Origin of the sequence: Ensifer sp. ENS08 (assembly GCF_014852195.1) — a bacterium.
GTDB classification, from domain to species: Bacteria; Pseudomonadota; Alphaproteobacteria; order Rhizobiales; family Rhizobiaceae; genus Ensifer; species Ensifer adhaerens.
Genome location: NZ_JACVBF010000009.1, coordinates 55118 through 69689 on the forward strand (window position 1 = coordinate 55118; position 14572 = coordinate 69689).

The 14572-nt window shown below is 62.8% G+C and carries 12 protein-coding genes; 9 read left to right on the forward strand and 3 right to left on the reverse strand.

Going from position 1 to position 14572, the window contains the following annotated elements; translation table 11 throughout:
• Positions 1-9: 9 nt before the first annotated feature.
• Positions 10-2349: a xanthine dehydrogenase molybdopterin binding subunit gene (gene xdhB, locus IB272_RS19865; protein ID WP_192444757.1), complete on the forward strand. Its 2340-nt coding sequence runs from the start codon at positions 10-12 to the stop codon at positions 2347-2349.
• Positions 2350-2367: 18 nt separating this feature from the next.
• Complete coding sequence (gene xdhC, locus IB272_RS19870) at positions 2368-3234, forward strand: xanthine dehydrogenase accessory protein XdhC (RefSeq protein WP_192444882.1); 867 nt, start codon at positions 2368-2370, stop codon at positions 3232-3234.
• Between the two features lie 12 nt (positions 3235-3246).
• Here xdhC and IB272_RS19875 read toward each other — a convergent pair whose 3' ends face one another.
• The gene (locus IB272_RS19875; protein WP_192444759.1) at positions 3247-4056 is read right to left on the reverse strand and encodes an NAD(P)H-dependent oxidoreductase; all 810 of its coding nucleotides are present in this window, start codon (positions 4054-4056) and stop codon (positions 3247-3249) included.
• 94 nt (positions 4057-4150) lie between these two features.
• Here IB272_RS19875 and IB272_RS19880 point away from each other — a divergent pair, with 94 nt between their 5' ends.
• Positions 4151-5077 carry a LysR family transcriptional regulator gene (locus tag IB272_RS19880; protein WP_192444761.1) on the forward strand — a complete coding sequence of 309 codons (927 nt, stop codon included), beginning with the start codon at positions 4151-4153 and terminating at the stop codon, positions 5075-5077.
• Positions 5078-5346: 269 nt separating this feature from the next.
• On the forward strand, positions 5347-5871 hold the full coding sequence (locus IB272_RS34740; protein ID WP_210339481.1) for a hypothetical protein: 525 nt from the start codon (positions 5347-5349) through the stop codon (positions 5869-5871).
• A gap of 189 nt (positions 5872-6060) precedes the next feature.
• Here IB272_RS34740 and IB272_RS19890 read toward each other — a convergent pair whose 3' ends face one another.
• On the reverse strand, positions 6061-6975 hold the full coding sequence (locus IB272_RS19890; RefSeq protein WP_034799367.1) for a LysR family transcriptional regulator: 915 nt from the start codon (positions 6973-6975) through the stop codon (positions 6061-6063).
• A 147-nt stretch (positions 6976-7122) separates the two neighbouring features.
• On the opposite strand from IB272_RS19890, the gene IB272_RS19895 reads away from it, so the two are divergent.
• Complete coding sequence (locus tag IB272_RS19895) at positions 7123-8361, forward strand: urate hydroxylase PuuD (protein WP_034799370.1); 1239 nt, start codon at positions 7123-7125, stop codon at positions 8359-8361.
• Entirely contained in the window at positions 8358-9710 is a 1353-nt protein-coding gene (gene guaD, locus IB272_RS19900) for a guanine deaminase (RefSeq protein WP_192444762.1), read from the forward strand. The genes IB272_RS19895 and guaD overlap by 4 nt, the downstream gene beginning before the upstream one ends.
• An 89-nt stretch (positions 9711-9799) precedes the next feature.
• Here the strand turns inward: guaD and IB272_RS19905 are convergent, their stop codons facing one another.
• Positions 9800-10621: an IclR family transcriptional regulator gene (locus tag IB272_RS19905; protein ID WP_034799375.1), complete on the reverse strand. Its 822-nt coding sequence runs from the start codon at positions 10619-10621 to the stop codon at positions 9800-9802.
• Positions 10622-10792: 171 nt separating this feature from the next.
• Here IB272_RS19905 and gcl point away from each other — a divergent pair, with 171 nt between their 5' ends.
• From gcl to IB272_RS19920, 3 genes are all read left to right on the forward strand, one after another.
• On the forward strand, positions 10793-12577 hold the full coding sequence (gcl, locus tag IB272_RS19910) for a glyoxylate carboligase (protein ID WP_192444764.1): 1785 nt from the start codon (positions 10793-10795) through the stop codon (positions 12575-12577).
• Positions 12578-12654: 77 nt separating this feature from the next.
• Entirely contained in the window at positions 12655-13470 is an 816-nt protein-coding gene (hyi, locus tag IB272_RS19915) for a hydroxypyruvate isomerase (RefSeq protein WP_192444766.1), read from the forward strand.
• Between the two features lie 5 nt (positions 13471-13475).
• Positions 13476-14360 (forward strand): 2-hydroxy-3-oxopropionate reductase, encoded by an 885-nt coding sequence (locus IB272_RS19920; RefSeq protein ID WP_034799385.1) that lies wholly within the window; start codon positions 13476-13478, stop codon positions 14358-14360.
• Positions 14361-14572 lie beyond the last annotated feature (212 nt).

The following is a 14572-nucleotide window of genomic DNA, read 5'->3' on the forward strand; positions in this document are numbered from 1 at the left end:
GAGGAAGCCATGAACGTGATGCAGCCCATCGACCGCATCCGCGGCGGCGTACACGAAAACGAACGGCACGAGTCCGGCCACAAGCATGTGTCCGGAACGGCCGAATATATCGACGACATTCCTGAACCCCAGGGCACCCTGCACGGCTATCTCGGCCTCTCGCAGCGGGCGCACGCCGACATCCTGTCGATTGACTTTGAGGCCGTGAACGCCAGCGAAGGCGTGATCGGCGTTCTGACGGCCGCCGACATTCCCGGTGAAAACGACATCAGCCCGGCGCACAAGCACGACGAACCGATCTTCGTCACCGACAAGGTGGAGTTCCACGGCCAGCCGATCTTCGCGGTTGTCGCCACGTCGCGCGAAGCGGCGCGGCGCGCGGCCGCCAAGGTCAAGATCGAGTATCGCGACCTGCCGCATGTGACCGACGTGCTCGAAGCGGCTGCCGCCAACTATCCGCTGGCCATCGATCCCTTGAAGCTCGAGCGTGGCGACATCGACGCCGGCTTTGCCAAGGCGAAGAACATTCTCGAAGGCGAGATGCGCATCGGCGGCCAGGACCACTTCTATCTGGAAGGCCAGATCTCGTTTGCCATTCCCGGTGAGGACGACGAGGTGCTCGTCTATTCCTCGACCCAGCACCCGGCCGAGACGCAGCACATGGTCGCGACCGTGCTTGGCGTGCCGTCGAACGCGGTCACCGTGAATGTGCGCCGCATGGGCGGCGGTTTCGGCGGCAAGGAAACCCAGGCCAACATTTTCGCCGCCGTCGCGGCCGTCGCGGCCAAGAAATACCGCTGCCCGGTCAAGGTTCGGCCGGACCGCGACGACGACATGAGCGCCACCGGCAAGCGTCACGACTTCCACGTAGACTACAAGCTCGGCTTCGACGACGAGGGGCACATCGAGGCGGTGGACGCTGTCTTTTCGGCACGCTGCGGTTACTCGGCCGATCTCTCCGGTCCAGTCACCGACCGTGCGCTCTTCCATGCCGACAACTGCTATTTCTATCCGAACGTGCGCCTGCGCTCGCGTCCGCTGAAGACCAACACCGTTTCCAACACCGCGTTCCGCGGTTTTGGCGGCCCTCAAGGGATGGTCGGTGGCGAACGAATGATCGAGGACATCGCCTATGCCGTCGGCAAGGATCCGCTGGAAATCCGCAAGCTGAACTTCTACGGCGGCGAGGGACGAAACCTCACGCCCTATCACCAGACCGTGGAAGACAACATCATCGGCCGCATTATCGAGGAACTGGAAACCTCGGCGGATTATGCCAAGCGTCGCGAAGCGGTGATCGCGTTTAACCGCGAGAGCAATGTGGTGAAGCGCGGCATCGCGCTGACGCCGGTAAAGTTCGGCATCTCCTTCACCAAGACCGAGTACAACCAGGCCGGCGCGCTTGTGCATGTCTATACGGATGGTTCGATCCATCTGAACCATGGCGGCACCGAGATGGGGCAGGGGCTCTATACCAAGGTCGCCCAAGTGGTGGCCGACGAGTTCCAGGTCGATCTCGACCGGATCAAGGTGACGGCGACGACGACCGGCAAGGTGCCGAACACGTCTGCAACCGCGGCGTCCTCCGGCTCCGATCTCAACGGCATGGCCGCTGCCAATGCCGCCCAACAGATCAAGGAACGGCTGGTCAAGTTTGCTGCCGAGCGCTGGAACGTCGCCGAGGCCGATGTCGCCTTCGAACCGAACGTGGTGCGGATCGGAGCGGAACGTTTGAGCTTCAACGAGTTCATCAAGATCGCCTATGGCGCCCGCATCCAGCTTTCGGCCGCCGGTTTCTACAAGACGCCGAAGATCCACTGGAACCGCGCCGAAGGCCGGGGCCGGCCGTTCTTCTACTACGCCTATGGCGCCTCGTGCTCCGAGGTCAGCGTCGATACGCTGACCGGTGAATATCAGGTCGACCGCACCGACATCCTGCACGATGTCGGCCGCTCGCTGAACCCGGCGCTCGATCTTGGTCAGGTCGAAGGCGCCTTCGTTCAGGGCATGGGCTGGCTGACGACGGAAGAGCTCTGGTGGGATGCCAAGGGCCGGCTGCGCACGCACGCGCCCTCGACCTACAAGATCCCGCTGGCTTCGGATCGGCCACGCGTCTTCAACACCCGGCTTGCCGAGTGGTCGGTCAACCGCGAAGAAACGATTCGCCGCTCGAAGGCTGTCGGCGAACCGCCTTTCATGCTCGGCATCTCCGTGCTGGAAGCCTTGTCGATGGCGGCCGCGAGCGTTGCGGAGTATCGTATAGCACCGCGCCTTGATGCGCCGGCAACGCCGGAAAGGGTGCTGATGGCGATCGAGCGGCTGCGGGCGGCCGCACGGCAGAAAGGGTAACAGGGGCTGATTGTCATGGTGGCGAGCCGCGAGGATATCAGGGACTTTCTCCGACGCGAGCGCGCCTGCGTGCTTGTGGAGGTGACCGCTGCCGCCGGTTCGACGCCACGCGATACCGACGCCTGGATGCTCGTCGCCGCCGATAGCCTGTTCGGCACGATCGGCGGCGGGCAACTCGAATACATGGCGATCGACCATGGCCGGCGGGCGCTGAAGCGCGGCGACGCGCCGGAGGCGATGACGATCCCGCTCGGACCGGAGATCGGCCAGTGTTGCGGCGGGCGCGTGGCGCTTGCCTTCACACGAATCGATCGGGAGAAAGCCGCCATGCTGATTGAACGCAGCGACCTGGAAATCGCCAGCCGGCCGCATGTCTATGTCTTCGGCGCGGGCCATGTCGGCGATGCACTGGCGATGGCGCTCTCCCTGGTGCCGGTGCGCACCGTTCTTGTCGATACCCGCGAGAACGAGCTTTCGGCCGTTGCCGACATTCCCGGCATCGAGACCTGCCTGACGGCGATGCCGGAGGCAGTGGTGCGCGACGCGCCCCCCGGCAGCGCCTTTGTCATTCTCACCCACGACCACGCGCTCGACTTCCTGATCGCGGCAGAAGCGCTTCGCCGCGACGATGCCTCCTATGTCGGTATGATCGGCTCGAAGACGAAGCGCTCGACTTTCAAGAACTGGCTGTCGCGCGAGATCGGTCGACCGGACCTCTTCGACCGGCTGGTCTGCCCGATCGGCGGCACGACGGTGAAGGACAAGCGGCCAGCGGTGATCGCTGCGCTTGCCGCCGCCGAAGTCATGGCGGCTGCGCTCAATTTTCGCCAGCCGGTGCAAGCGGACATCTCGCGTCGGCCGGCTGCCGCCAAGCTTGCTCGTTAGCAAATCCGCCCGTCAGCGGAGCGCCGTTTCGCCCCGGTGCGCACCGTTGACGTGGAGCGCAAAGCCGTTGATGCGCGGGTCGCCGACCTCCGGTCGGAGTTCAAGCGTCGGGATCGCATAGTCCCCGCCGTTCTGCCGGCGATAGGGAATGGGCGCAGTTGTCGCGAGTGTGTGCATTCTTTCTTTCAGTTGATCCGCTGTGGCTTGAAAACCAGCGTCGTCAAGGCTGTCGACGCGGTAGGCGACGAACGGCGGGAGCACGTCGTAACCGGGATAGAAGAGGATCCCGTGGTTGATCGGGAAGAGCAGGTCGTCGATCGGCCCGTTCACGCCCCGCGGCGAATAGTGCTCCTCCCAGCCGCCCGTCGTCACGACAAGCATGGCGCGTTTGCCGGCCAGCGTTCCCTCGCCGAAGCGCCTGCCCCAATATTTGTCGCTGTGCTCGCCGACGCCATAGGCAAAGCCGTAGGCATAGACGCGATCGACCCAGCCTTTCAGGATCGCCGGCATTGAATACCACCACAGCGGAAACTGCAGAATCAGCGCGTCGGCCCAGAGCAGCTTTTCCTGCTCGGTCTTGACGTCGTCGGTCAGCGTATCGGTGGCGAAGGCCTCCTTCGACGCGCGGCTCGGCTTGAACCGGGCATCGGGGGCAAGGGCCGGAAAATCGGCGCGACCGATCTCGGACTTCCATCCCTCGGCATAGAGATCGGTGACACGAACCTCGTGGCCTTCGGCTTCAAGCGTCTTGACGGCGATATCGCGCAGCGCGCCGTTCAGTGAACGCGGTTCGGGGTGGGCATAAACAAGCAGAACTTTCATGGTCGATATCCTCGGTGCCATCAACTGAGACTCTAGGTAGACCGCCCCAGCCCTATGCGGTAGATATTCGAAATGCATAGGATCATGCCAAAAAATGGATAAGTCTGATGTTACGCTTGAACGCATGCGCACCTTCGTGCGCGTCGCCGAGCGGGGCAGTCTTTCGGCTGTTGCGCGTGAACTCGGCATCGGCCAGTCGACGGTGACGCGGCAGCTGCGAGAGCTCGAGGACGCGATCGGCGTGCCGCTGCTTAGCCGCACCACCCGTCGCGTCACGGTGACCGACGAAGGCACCCGTTACTACGCCGATAGCGTCCAGATCCTGCGACTGGTAGAACAGGCCGGCGACGAAGCGCGCGGTGCGCGTGGGGCTGCTGCCGGTACCATTCGTGTGTCCTGCACGTCCGCATTCGGAGTGCTGCACGTTACCCGGCTGATCTTTGCTTTCCAGGACAGGCATCCCGACATCGGCGTCGATCTGAGCCTGACCGACGAGCGCATCGACCTCGTGCGGGAAGGCATCGACGTCGCGTTGCGGCTCGGGCCGCTTAGCGACAGCTCCATGAAGCTTAGGCCGCTTGGGCAGAGCCGGCGTCTTCTGGTGGCTGCTCCGGCCTACCTGGCCGCGCGCGGATTTCCGCGCGCCCCAAGTGACCTCTCGGCGCATGAGGGGATCCGCATGTCGAACATTGCCGGCAGTGACAGGCTCAACTTCGAAGCCACAGACGGGCGGCATCTGTCCGTGCCCTTCGGTGGACGCCTTCGCATCGATCATGGGCTTGCTGCACGTGAGGCCCTCGTCGCCGGCCAGGGCATCGCGCCTGCCCACCGATGGCTCGTCGACGATCTGATCGAGGCCGGCGTGTTGGTACCGCTGCTTCCGGACTATTCATTGCCTGCGGTGCCGCTCAGCCTGCTGATCGTGCCGGAACGCTCTGGCATCGCCCGTGTTCGTCTGTTGGTTGATTTCCTGGTCGAGGCGATCGGCAACCTTCCGGGGATCGAGAGGTCCAGAGCCTAGCGGCCTCGTCCGTCCGCCAGCTGCGACAGCGTGATCCCTAACCCGAATGGATCGGTCGCATGACCCGTGCGCCGTAAGCCATACCACAAATGTGTCGCTTACCCTTTGCTTCCGGATCTGTCTATCATCAGTGGTTTCTAAAATAAGGTTGACGCTGAGGTCGACCTTAGCGGAAGTAAAGCGTCCAGTATTTTCTTTAGTGCTTTTCAGACAAGTCGCGTTTTACGCAATTGCACAGAGACGGGGACGCATCAGATCGGGAGACGACTATGAAGAAACTGACGCGTGCTCTGCTCTTGTCCACGGCATTCGCGGTGCTGACGCACTATAGCGCGCCGTTCATGATCGGCGTTGCCCACGCCGATGGGGGTACTACCAGTGGTGAAGGCAGCACGGGCGGCGATGGTGGTGGCACCGGCGGCGATGGCGGTGGCACCGGTGGTGACGGTGGTGGCACGGGCGGTGATGGCGGCGGCACCGGTGGCGATGGTGGCGGCACGGGCGGTGACGGTGGTGGCACGGGCGGTGATGGCGGCGGCACCGGTGGCGATGGCGGCGGCACCGGTGGCGACGGTGGTGGTACCGGCGGCGATGGCGGCGGCACGGGTGGCGACGGTGGTGGTACCGGCGGCGATGGCGGCGGCACGGGTGGTGACGGTGGCGGCACCGGTGGCGATGGCGGCGGCACCGGCGGTGGCGGTGGCGGCAAGCCCAAGCACGCCAACAACGGCTTCGGCAACGGCGGCGGTGACGGCGTTCCCGGCAAGTCGAAGCACAGCGACGTGAAACGCTGATCTCTGAAAAATATTGAGGGCGCGCCGCATCGGCGCGCCTTCTTTCTTTTGCAAACCACGTTGAGATCGCCCGGTGCCGGGCGAAAGAATCGGCTCTCCGTCGATAGGAGCCGCCGGCAGCCCCCGGCGATGCCTAGGGCGTGCAGTCTTGCTCCTTGGTCCAGGCCGAAACGGCCGGAAGACGAATGGTCAGGCCAGCATTCCGTTGATCAGGCGCTGACAGCGCTCGGCCATGTAATCGATCATCAGTCGCACCTTCGGGTCCTGGAACCGCTTGTGCGGATAGATCGCCGCAAGTTGCACGCTGAGCGGCGGCGTGTCGACGAGGATCGGCACGAGTGCGCCGGAATTGATGTGTGCCTTCACCTCGAACAGCGGCTTGTTGATAATGCCGCGGCCGTCGAGCGCCCACTGCGTCAGCACGTCGCCGTCGTCGGAATCATAGGGTCCGGTGACTTCGAGCTTGCGCACGCCTTCCATGGTCTGGAGCGTCCAGAAATACTCTTTCGAACCGGGATACCTGAGCAGCAGACAGTCGTGCTTGTCGGCGATCAGTGCGTCGGGCGTCTGAGGGATGCCCCGCTTCTCGAAATAGGCAGGCGCACCGCAGACAACGCGCTCGCAATTCATGATGCCGCGCATGCGCAGGTTCGAATCTTCGAGGATGCCGAGCTTGAAGGCGACGTCGACGCCTTCCGACAGGATATCGACATTGTGGTCCGACAGGCGAAGCCGCACTTCGATGTCGGGATACTTGTCGTGAAACTCCGGAATGCCCGATGCAATCAGCCGCCGACCTATCCCCAAAGGAGCGGTAATCTTCAGCGCGCCCTTCGGATTGCGCGAGAGATCGGCGATCGCATTTTCTGCTTCGTTGACAGCCTCGAGGATCTTCACCGCGCCGTCGTAAAAGACGCGACCGTGCTCCGTCGGGGTCAGCTTGCGCGTCGTCCGATTGAACAGGCGAACGCCCATATGGCGTTCCAACTCTTTGATTCTATTGCTTGCAACCGCCGGCGTCACGCGCTGGTCGCGACCCGCTGCCGACAGGGTTCCAAGCTCTACGACGCGTACGAAGACGCGCACATTGTCCAGATAAGACATGCCTCCGTCCCACTCCTTCAGGCTCTCTCTAGCCTATCCATTCCGTCGCTATTTTATAGATTTTTTTGAAAGTGTTGGTGAAGCAGCGACGTTCCCGCGACCTCCAGCAATGACACATAATGGTCCGAGGAGAAATGGGAGAATTTCATGTACGACTATGCCATCGCCTGGGATTGGCTGACCTTTGCCGTGAGATGGCTGCACGTCATCACCGCCATTGCATGGATCGGTTCGTCCTTTTACTTCGTCGCCCTCGACCTCGGTCTGAAGAAACATCCCGGCCTGCCGGTCGGCGCCTATGGCGAAGAATGGCAGGTGCACGGTGGTGGCTTCTACCACATCCAGAAATACCTGGTTGCGCCGGCCAACATGCCGGAGCACCTGATCTGGTTCAAATGGGAGTCCTACGTCACCTGGCTCTCCGGCTTCGGCATGCTCTGCCTGGTCTACTACGCCGGCGCCGACCTCTACCTGATCGACCCGAACGTGCTCGACGTCTCGAAGCCGGTGGCGATCGCCATCTCGCTCGGCTCGATTGCCTTCGGCTGGCTCGCCTATGATACGATCTGCAAGTCGCCCTTCGGTCGCGACAACACCCGACTGATGGTGCTGCTCTACTTCATTCTGGTCGGCATGGCCTGGGGCTACACGCAGCTCTTCACCGGCCGCGCAGCCTTCCTGCATCTCGGTGCGTTTACCGCGACGATCATGTCGGCCAACGTCTTCTTCATCATCATTCCGAACCAGAAGGTGGTCGTCGGCGACCTGATCGCTGGCCGCACGCCCGACGCCAAGTACGGCGTGATCGCCAAGCAGCGCTCGACCCACAACAACTACCTGACGCTGCCGGTTCTCTTCCTGATGCTGTCGAACCACTATCCGCTGGCGTTCGGTACCCAGTACAACTGGATCATCGCCTCGCTGGTCTTCCTGATGGGCGTGACCATCCGCCACTATTTCAACACGCGTCACGCGAACAAGGGCAACCCGACGTGGACCTGGCTCGTAACCGCGCTGCTCTTCGTCGTCATCATGTGGCTGTCGACCGTGCCGAAGATTCTTGCCGGCGGCGAGGAGGCGAAGATTTCCGCCGCGCAACAGCCGTTCGTGACGGCGGAAGCCTTTCCGAAGGTTCGCGACACGGTGCTTGGCCGCTGTTCCATGTGCCATGCCAAGGAGCCGGGCTGGGAGGGCATCGTCGTCCCGCCGAAGGGCGTGATGCTCGAGACCGACACTGAGATCGCCAATCACGCGCGTGAAATCTACCTGCAGGCCGGCCGCAGCCACGCGATGCCGCCCGCCAATGTCACCGGCGTATCGGACGAGGAGCGGCAGCTGCTCGTCGCCTGGTACGAATCCGTCGTGAATGGAGGAAAGACCCAATGACCGATCTGCTGATCCGCGGCCGTGTGCTGACCTTTGTCGAGGAACCGAAGGGCATCGACGACACTACCTCCTATCGCTACTTCGAAGACGGCGCCGTGCTCGTGCGCGGCGGCAAGGTCGCCGATATCGGCGATCATGCCGATGTCGCCCGTCGTGCCGGTGCCGGCGTCAAGGTCGCCGACCATCGCCCCCATCTGGTGTTGCCAGGCCTGATCGATACGCATCTGCATTTCCCGCAGACGCAGGCGATCGCCTCCTACGGCGCCCAGCTTCTCGAATGGCTGAACACCTACATCTTCGTCGAGGAGCAGAAGTTCCGTAAACCGGAGCATGCCGACTTCATCGCCGGCCGTTTCCTGGATGAGCTTCTGGCGAACGGCACGACGACGGCGGCCGCCTATTGCTCGGTGCATCCGGAGAGCGTCGACGCCTATTTCGGGGCCGCCGAAGCGCGCGGCATGCTGATGATTGGCGGCAAGGTGATGATGGACCGCAATGCGCCCGATGCGCTGCGCGACACGGCGCAGCAGGGCTATGACGAGACGAAGGCGCTGATTGCCAAGTGGCACGGCCGTGGCCGCGCGCACTACGCCATCAGTCCGCGCTTTGCCATCACCTCGACGCCGGAGCAGATGGAGGCGAGCCGCACGCTCGTCGCCGAGCATCCGGGGTGCTACGTCCAGACGCATCTCTCTGAAAACAGAGACGAAATCGCCTTCGCCACGTCGCTCTATCCGGAAGCGAAGGACTATACCGACATTTACGCGCGCTACGATCTGCTGACGCGCAAGACCTTGCTCGGCCACTGCATCTATCTGAGCGACCGCGAGATTTCGGTACTCGCCGAAACCGGTGCCGTCGGCAATTTCTGCCCGACCTCGAACCTGTTCCTCGGCTCGGGTCTCTTCGATCGCGATCGCTTCGACAAGCTCGGCGCCCGCTGGTCGGTCGCGACCGATGTCGGCGCCGGCACCAGCTTCTCGATGCTGGAGACGATGGACGAGGCCTACAAGGTTCTGCACCTGCAGGGCCAGCGGCTGACGCCATTCAACTCCTTCTACCGCATGACACTCGGCAACGCCCGGGCGCTCGATCTCGACGACCGTATCGGCTCGCTGCATGTCGGCGCCGATGCCGATATCGTGGTGCTTGATAGCCGCGCCAAGCCGTCGATGGACTTGCGCATGCGGGTTGCCGGTTCGCTTGTCGAAGAACTCTTCATCCTGCAGACGATGGGTGACGACCGATGCGTGGCCGAGACCTATGTCGCCGGCAAGCCGATGAAGGGAGCTGCACGCGCTGCGAAGGACGCAGTCACCTCGGCAGTAAAGAGCCTCGAAACGGCCTAAGGCGCGTCCGCCCCTGCTGGCTCGCCAGCATTGCTTATTATTACGCCGCGTGTCCGGATCGGACGCGCGGCGTTTCTGTTGGTCGGGGTTTAAAGCTCTTCCGGTCGCTTGCCGCCCATCGCCTTGGTCAGCGCATCCGCGCGTTCGCGCACGATGGGGCCGAAGGTCGAGAGCTTCTGATCGCTGACGCGGACCGACGGGCCCGAGATGGATATGCCGGCGATCGTTTCGCCATATTCGTTGAAGATCGGAGCGGCGACGCAGCGCATGCCGAGCGTGTGCTCCTCGTCGTCGACCGACCAGCCGCGGTGGCGGATCTCCTGGATATCCTTCAACAGCGCCGGCAGCGTATCGCGCGTCTTGTCGGTGAAATGCGCGAGTTCGCGACCGTGGAGCAGCTGGGCGATCTCCTTGTCGGACCAGGTGGACAGGATGGCCTTGCCGATGCCGGAGGCATGAACCGGACCGCGGCGGCCGGGACGGAAGAAAGCGCGCATCGGCGCGTGGCTTTCGACCTGCGAAATGAAGACGACGTCGCCGCCTTCCTCGATGCCGATATTCGCCGTCTCGCCGCTTTCCTCCATCAGTCCTTTTAGAAACGGCCGACTGATGGTGCCGAGCTTGCGGAAGCGCAGATAGGCGTTGCCGATCTCGAACGCCTTCAAACCGACAGTCCAGGCGCCCGTGTCCGGGTCGTGCATCACCATGCCGTGGCCGGCAAGCGTTGCCAGCAGCCGGTGCACGGTCGACGGCGCCATGCCGGTCTCGTCGGCGAGCTGGGTGAGGGTTGAGCCGTCGCCTTCGGCCACGACCGTCAAAAGGGCGAGACTGCGATCAAGCACCTGGACGGATGAAGGGGCGGCGTTCTCGCCCGCCTTGCGTCCGCGTTTTCCCCTGCCGTTGCCGTCCATAAAAGCCTCTCTGCAAATCACGTGTCTCGCCCATCATCCTCTATCAGGCCATGCCGCGATTTTCTCCGAATTATTGAAAATCTTTATTTCCACATGATGGAAATGAATTCCATTGGTGTGTTGCGTATCGACGATAATGGATTATTGTTTCAGGAAATTGGAGGAGTTCCCATGGCTAAGATGCGTGCCGTTGACGCGGCTGTTATTGTTCTGGAAAAGGAAGGCATCGACTGTGCCTTCGGCGTACCGGGTGCCGCCATTAATCCGTTCTACTCGGCGCTTAAGGCGCGCGGCTCGGTTCGTCATATCCTGGCGCGCCACGTCGAAGGCGCTTCCCACATGGCCGAAGGCTATACGCGCGCCAAGCACGGCAATATCGGAGTCTGCATCGGCACGTCGGGCCCGGCCGGCACCGACATGATCACCGGCCTCTATTCGGCCTCGGCGGATTCGATCCCGATCCTCTGCATCACCGGCCAGGCGCCGCGCGCCCGTCTCGACAAGGAAGATTTCCAGGCTGTCGATATCGCCAAGATCGCAGCACCGGTCACCAAGTGGACGGTTACCGTCATGGAGCCGGCGCTCGTTCCCTTCGTCTTCCAGAAGGCGTTTCACATCATGCGCTCCGGCCGTCCCGGCCCGGTGCTGATCGACCTGCCGGTCGACGTCCAGCTTGCCGAGATCGAATTCGATCCGGACACCTACCAGCCGCTTGAAGCCTACAAGCCGAAGGCGACGCGGGCCCAGGCCGAGAAGGCGATCGCGATGCTGAACGAAGCGGAACGCCCGCTGATCGTTGCCGGCGGCGGCATCATCAACGCCGATGCATCGGACCTTCTGACAGAATTTGCCGAAATCACCGGAATTCCGGTTATTCCGACGCTGATGGGCTGGGGCACGATCCCGGATGACCATCCGCTGATGGCCGGCATGTGCGGCCTGCAGACCTCGCATCGCTACGGCAATGCCAACATGCTCGCCTCCGACTTCGTGCTCGGCGTCGGCAACCGCTGGGCAAACCGCCACACCGGCAACGTTCCGACCTACACGGAAGGCCGCAAGTTCGTTCACGTCGACATTGAGCCGACGCAGATCGGCCGCGTCTTCGCGCCCGATTTCGGTATCGTCTCGGATGCCGGCGCTGCGCTGAAGCTGTTCCTTGACGTTGCGACCGAGTGGAAGACGGCGGGCAAGCTGCGTGACTGGTCCGCCTGGGCGGAAGAGTGCCGCGAGCGCAAGCGCACCATGCTGCGCAAGACCCACTTCGACCAGACGCCGCTGAAACCGCAGCGCGTCTATGAAGAGATGAACAAGGCCTTCGGCCGCGACACCTGCTACGTTTCGACCATCGGCCTCAGCCAGATCGCCGGCGCCCAGTTCCTGCACGTCTACAAGCCGCGCAACTGGATCAACTGCGGCCAGGCCGGACCGCTCGGCTGGACCTTGCCTGCGGCACTCGGTGTTCGCGCTGCCGATCCGGACCGGACGATCGTCGCGCTTTCCGGCGACTACGACTTCCAATTCCTGATCGAGGAGCTGGCTGTCGGCGCTCAGCACAAGCTGCCTTACCTGCATGTGGTCGTGAACAATTCCTATCTCGGCCTCATCCGCCAGGCGCAGCGCGGTCTCAACATGGACTTCGAAGTCAGCCTCGCCTTCGACAACATCAACGCGTCGGGCGATGCGGAGAAGGGTTACGGCGTCGACCACGTCGCGGTTGCCGAAGGTCTCGGCTGCAAGGCGATCCGGGTGCGCAGTCCGAACGAATTCCAGGAAGCCTTCGACCGGGCGCGCGCGCTGATGGACGAGCATCAGGTTCCCGTCGTCATCGAGTTCATCCTCGAGCGCGTCACCAACATCTCCATGGGCGCCGACATCAATGCGGTCGTCGAGTTCGAGGAACTGGCGCTGCGCGGCGAGGACGTGCCGACCGCGATCACGGCTCTGCTCGACTGAGCCTTGAATGACTGAGGAGATGCGGGCGCTCCGCCGCCCGCATCGCTCACAAGACAAACACAAGGAGGAAACATCGCATGGCGAAGTTCGCTGCGAACCTGACAATGCTGTTCAACGAGGTGCCGTTCCTCGATCGTTTCGCCCTTGCTGCCAAGGCCGGCTTCGAGGGCGTGGAATATCTGTTTCCCTACGAATTCGAAAAGGTGAGCCTGCGCGCAGAGCTTCAGCGCCATGGCCTGACCCAAGTTCTGCACAACCTGCCGGCCGGCAACTGGGCGAGCGGCGAACGCGGCATCGCCATCCTGCCTAACCGGGTCGACGAGTTCCGCAAAGGCGTGGCGAGCGCCATCGACTACGCGACGGCGCTCGACTGCAAGCAGGTCAACTGCCTGGTTGGCATCGCGCCTCACGGTGTCTCTGAACATGTGCTGCGCGACACGCTGGTCGCCAATCTCAAGCTTGCTGCAAGCGAACTCGGCAAGCAGGGCATTCGCCTGCTCATCGAACCGATCAACGACTTCGATATTCCGGGCTTCTATCTCAACACGGTCGAGCAGGCGGCTTCGATCATTGAGGAGGTCGGCAGCGACAACCTGTTCATCCAGTACGACCTCTACCACCAGCAGCGCACGCAGGGCGAGTTGATCGGCACCTACAAGCGCTTTGCCGATCGCATCGTTCATGTCCAGCTTGCCGACAATCCGGGCCGCAACGAGCCGGGCACCGGCGAGATCAACTATCCCTTCGTCTTCGACGCGCTGGAAGCGGCCGGCTACGACGGCTGGATCGGTTGCGAATATAAGCCGCGCACCACGACGGCCGAGGGCCTTGGCTGGCTCGGCGCCGAGCGCCAGCGCACCCAATCCGCAGACATCATCAAGATCAGGAGCTAAACACCATGGCAACAATCGGTTTCATTGGACTGGGTATCATGGGCACGCCGATGGCGCGCCACCTGCAGGATGCCGGCCACACCATCGTCACCTCGAAGTTCGTCATCCCGCCGCGCCAGGAGCTGCTCGACAACGGCCTCAAGTTCGTTGACTCGCCGAAGGCGTTGGCCGAAACCGTCGACACCATCATCCTGATGCTGCCGGATACTCCTGAGGTCAAGGATGTTCTCTTCGGCGAAAACGGCGTCGCCTACGGTCTTTCCAAGGGCAAGCTCGTCATCGACATGAGCTCGATCTCGCCGATCGAGACGAAGGAATTCGCCAAGAAAGTTCGCGAGACCGGTGCCGAATACATCGACGCCCCGGTTTCCGGCGGCGAAGTCGGCGCCAAGAATGCTTCGCTCTCGATCATGGCGGGCGGCGCCCAGGAGAGCTTCGACCGCGCCCTGCCGCTCTTGAAGTTGATGGGCAAGAACATCACGCTCGTCGGTGATTGCGGCGACGGCCAGGTCACCAAGGTCGCCAACCAGATCATCGTTGCGCTGACGATCGAAGCGGTCTCGGAAGCGCTTGTCTTCGCCTCCAAGGCGGGCGCTGATCCGGCGCGCGTCCGCGAAGCGCTGATGGGCGGCTTTGCCTCCTCGCGCATTCTCGAAGTTCACGGCGAGCGCATGATCAAGCGCACCTTCGATCCGGGCTTCCGCATCTCGCTGCACCAGAAGGACCTCAACCTGGCTCTCCAGGGTGCCAAGTCGCTCGGCATCTCGCTGCCGAACACGGCGGCAACGCAGGAACTCTTCAACAACTGCGCCGCCAACGGCGACAGCGGCCTAGACCACTCCGGCCTCGTCCGGGCGCTGGAGCGCATGGCGAACCACCAGGTTGCCTAAGCAATTCCAGGGAACGTGCGAAGCGGTTTTCCGTTAGGAACTGCGCCGCTTTGAAAAGATCAGGCGACGACCTTAAATGCGCATGACTCGTCCGGCGTCCCATTGTGCCGGACCGGTCATGCGTCCGGGCGGCGGTTGGAGGAACCGCCGCCCGAGACTTTCATGCAGTTCCAACCGCGATTTGCGCTGGGATGACATATAAGGATGGAGCG

Excerpts from the sequence above, each read along its gene's own strand:
- gcl (WP_192444764.1), top strand. The coding sequence starts at position 10,793 with ATGGCTAAGATGCGTGCCGTTGACGCGGCTGTTATTGTTCTGGAAAAG.
- IB272_RS19880 (WP_192444761.1), top strand. The coding sequence starts at position 4,151 with ATGGATAAGTCTGATGTTACGCTTGAACGCATGCGCACCTTCGTGCGC.
- IB272_RS19905 (WP_034799375.1), bottom strand. The coding sequence starts at position 10,621 with ATGGACGGCAACGGCAGGGGAAAACGCGGACGCAAGGCGGGCGAGAAC.
- xdhB (WP_192444757.1), top strand. The coding sequence starts at position 10 with ATGAACGTGATGCAGCCCATCGACCGCATCCGCGGCGGCGTACACGAA.
- IB272_RS34740 (WP_210339481.1), top strand. The coding sequence starts at position 5,347 with ATGAAGAAACTGACGCGTGCTCTGCTCTTGTCCACGGCATTCGCGGTG.
- hyi (WP_192444766.1), top strand. The coding sequence starts at position 12,655 with ATGGCGAAGTTCGCTGCGAACCTGACAATGCTGTTCAACGAGGTGCCG.
- IB272_RS19875 (WP_192444759.1), bottom strand. The coding sequence starts at position 4,056 with ATGAAAGTTCTGCTTGTTTATGCCCACCCCGAACCGCGTTCACTGAAC.
- IB272_RS19895 (WP_034799370.1), top strand. The coding sequence starts at position 7,123 with ATGTACGACTATGCCATCGCCTGGGATTGGCTGACCTTTGCCGTGAGA.
- guaD (WP_192444762.1), top strand. The coding sequence starts at position 8,358 with ATGACCGATCTGCTGATCCGCGGCCGTGTGCTGACCTTTGTCGAGGAA.
- IB272_RS19890 (WP_034799367.1), bottom strand. The coding sequence starts at position 6,975 with ATGTCTTATCTGGACAATGTGCGCGTCTTCGTACGCGTCGTAGAGCTT.
- IB272_RS19920 (WP_034799385.1), top strand. The coding sequence starts at position 13,476 with ATGGCAACAATCGGTTTCATTGGACTGGGTATCATGGGCACGCCGATG.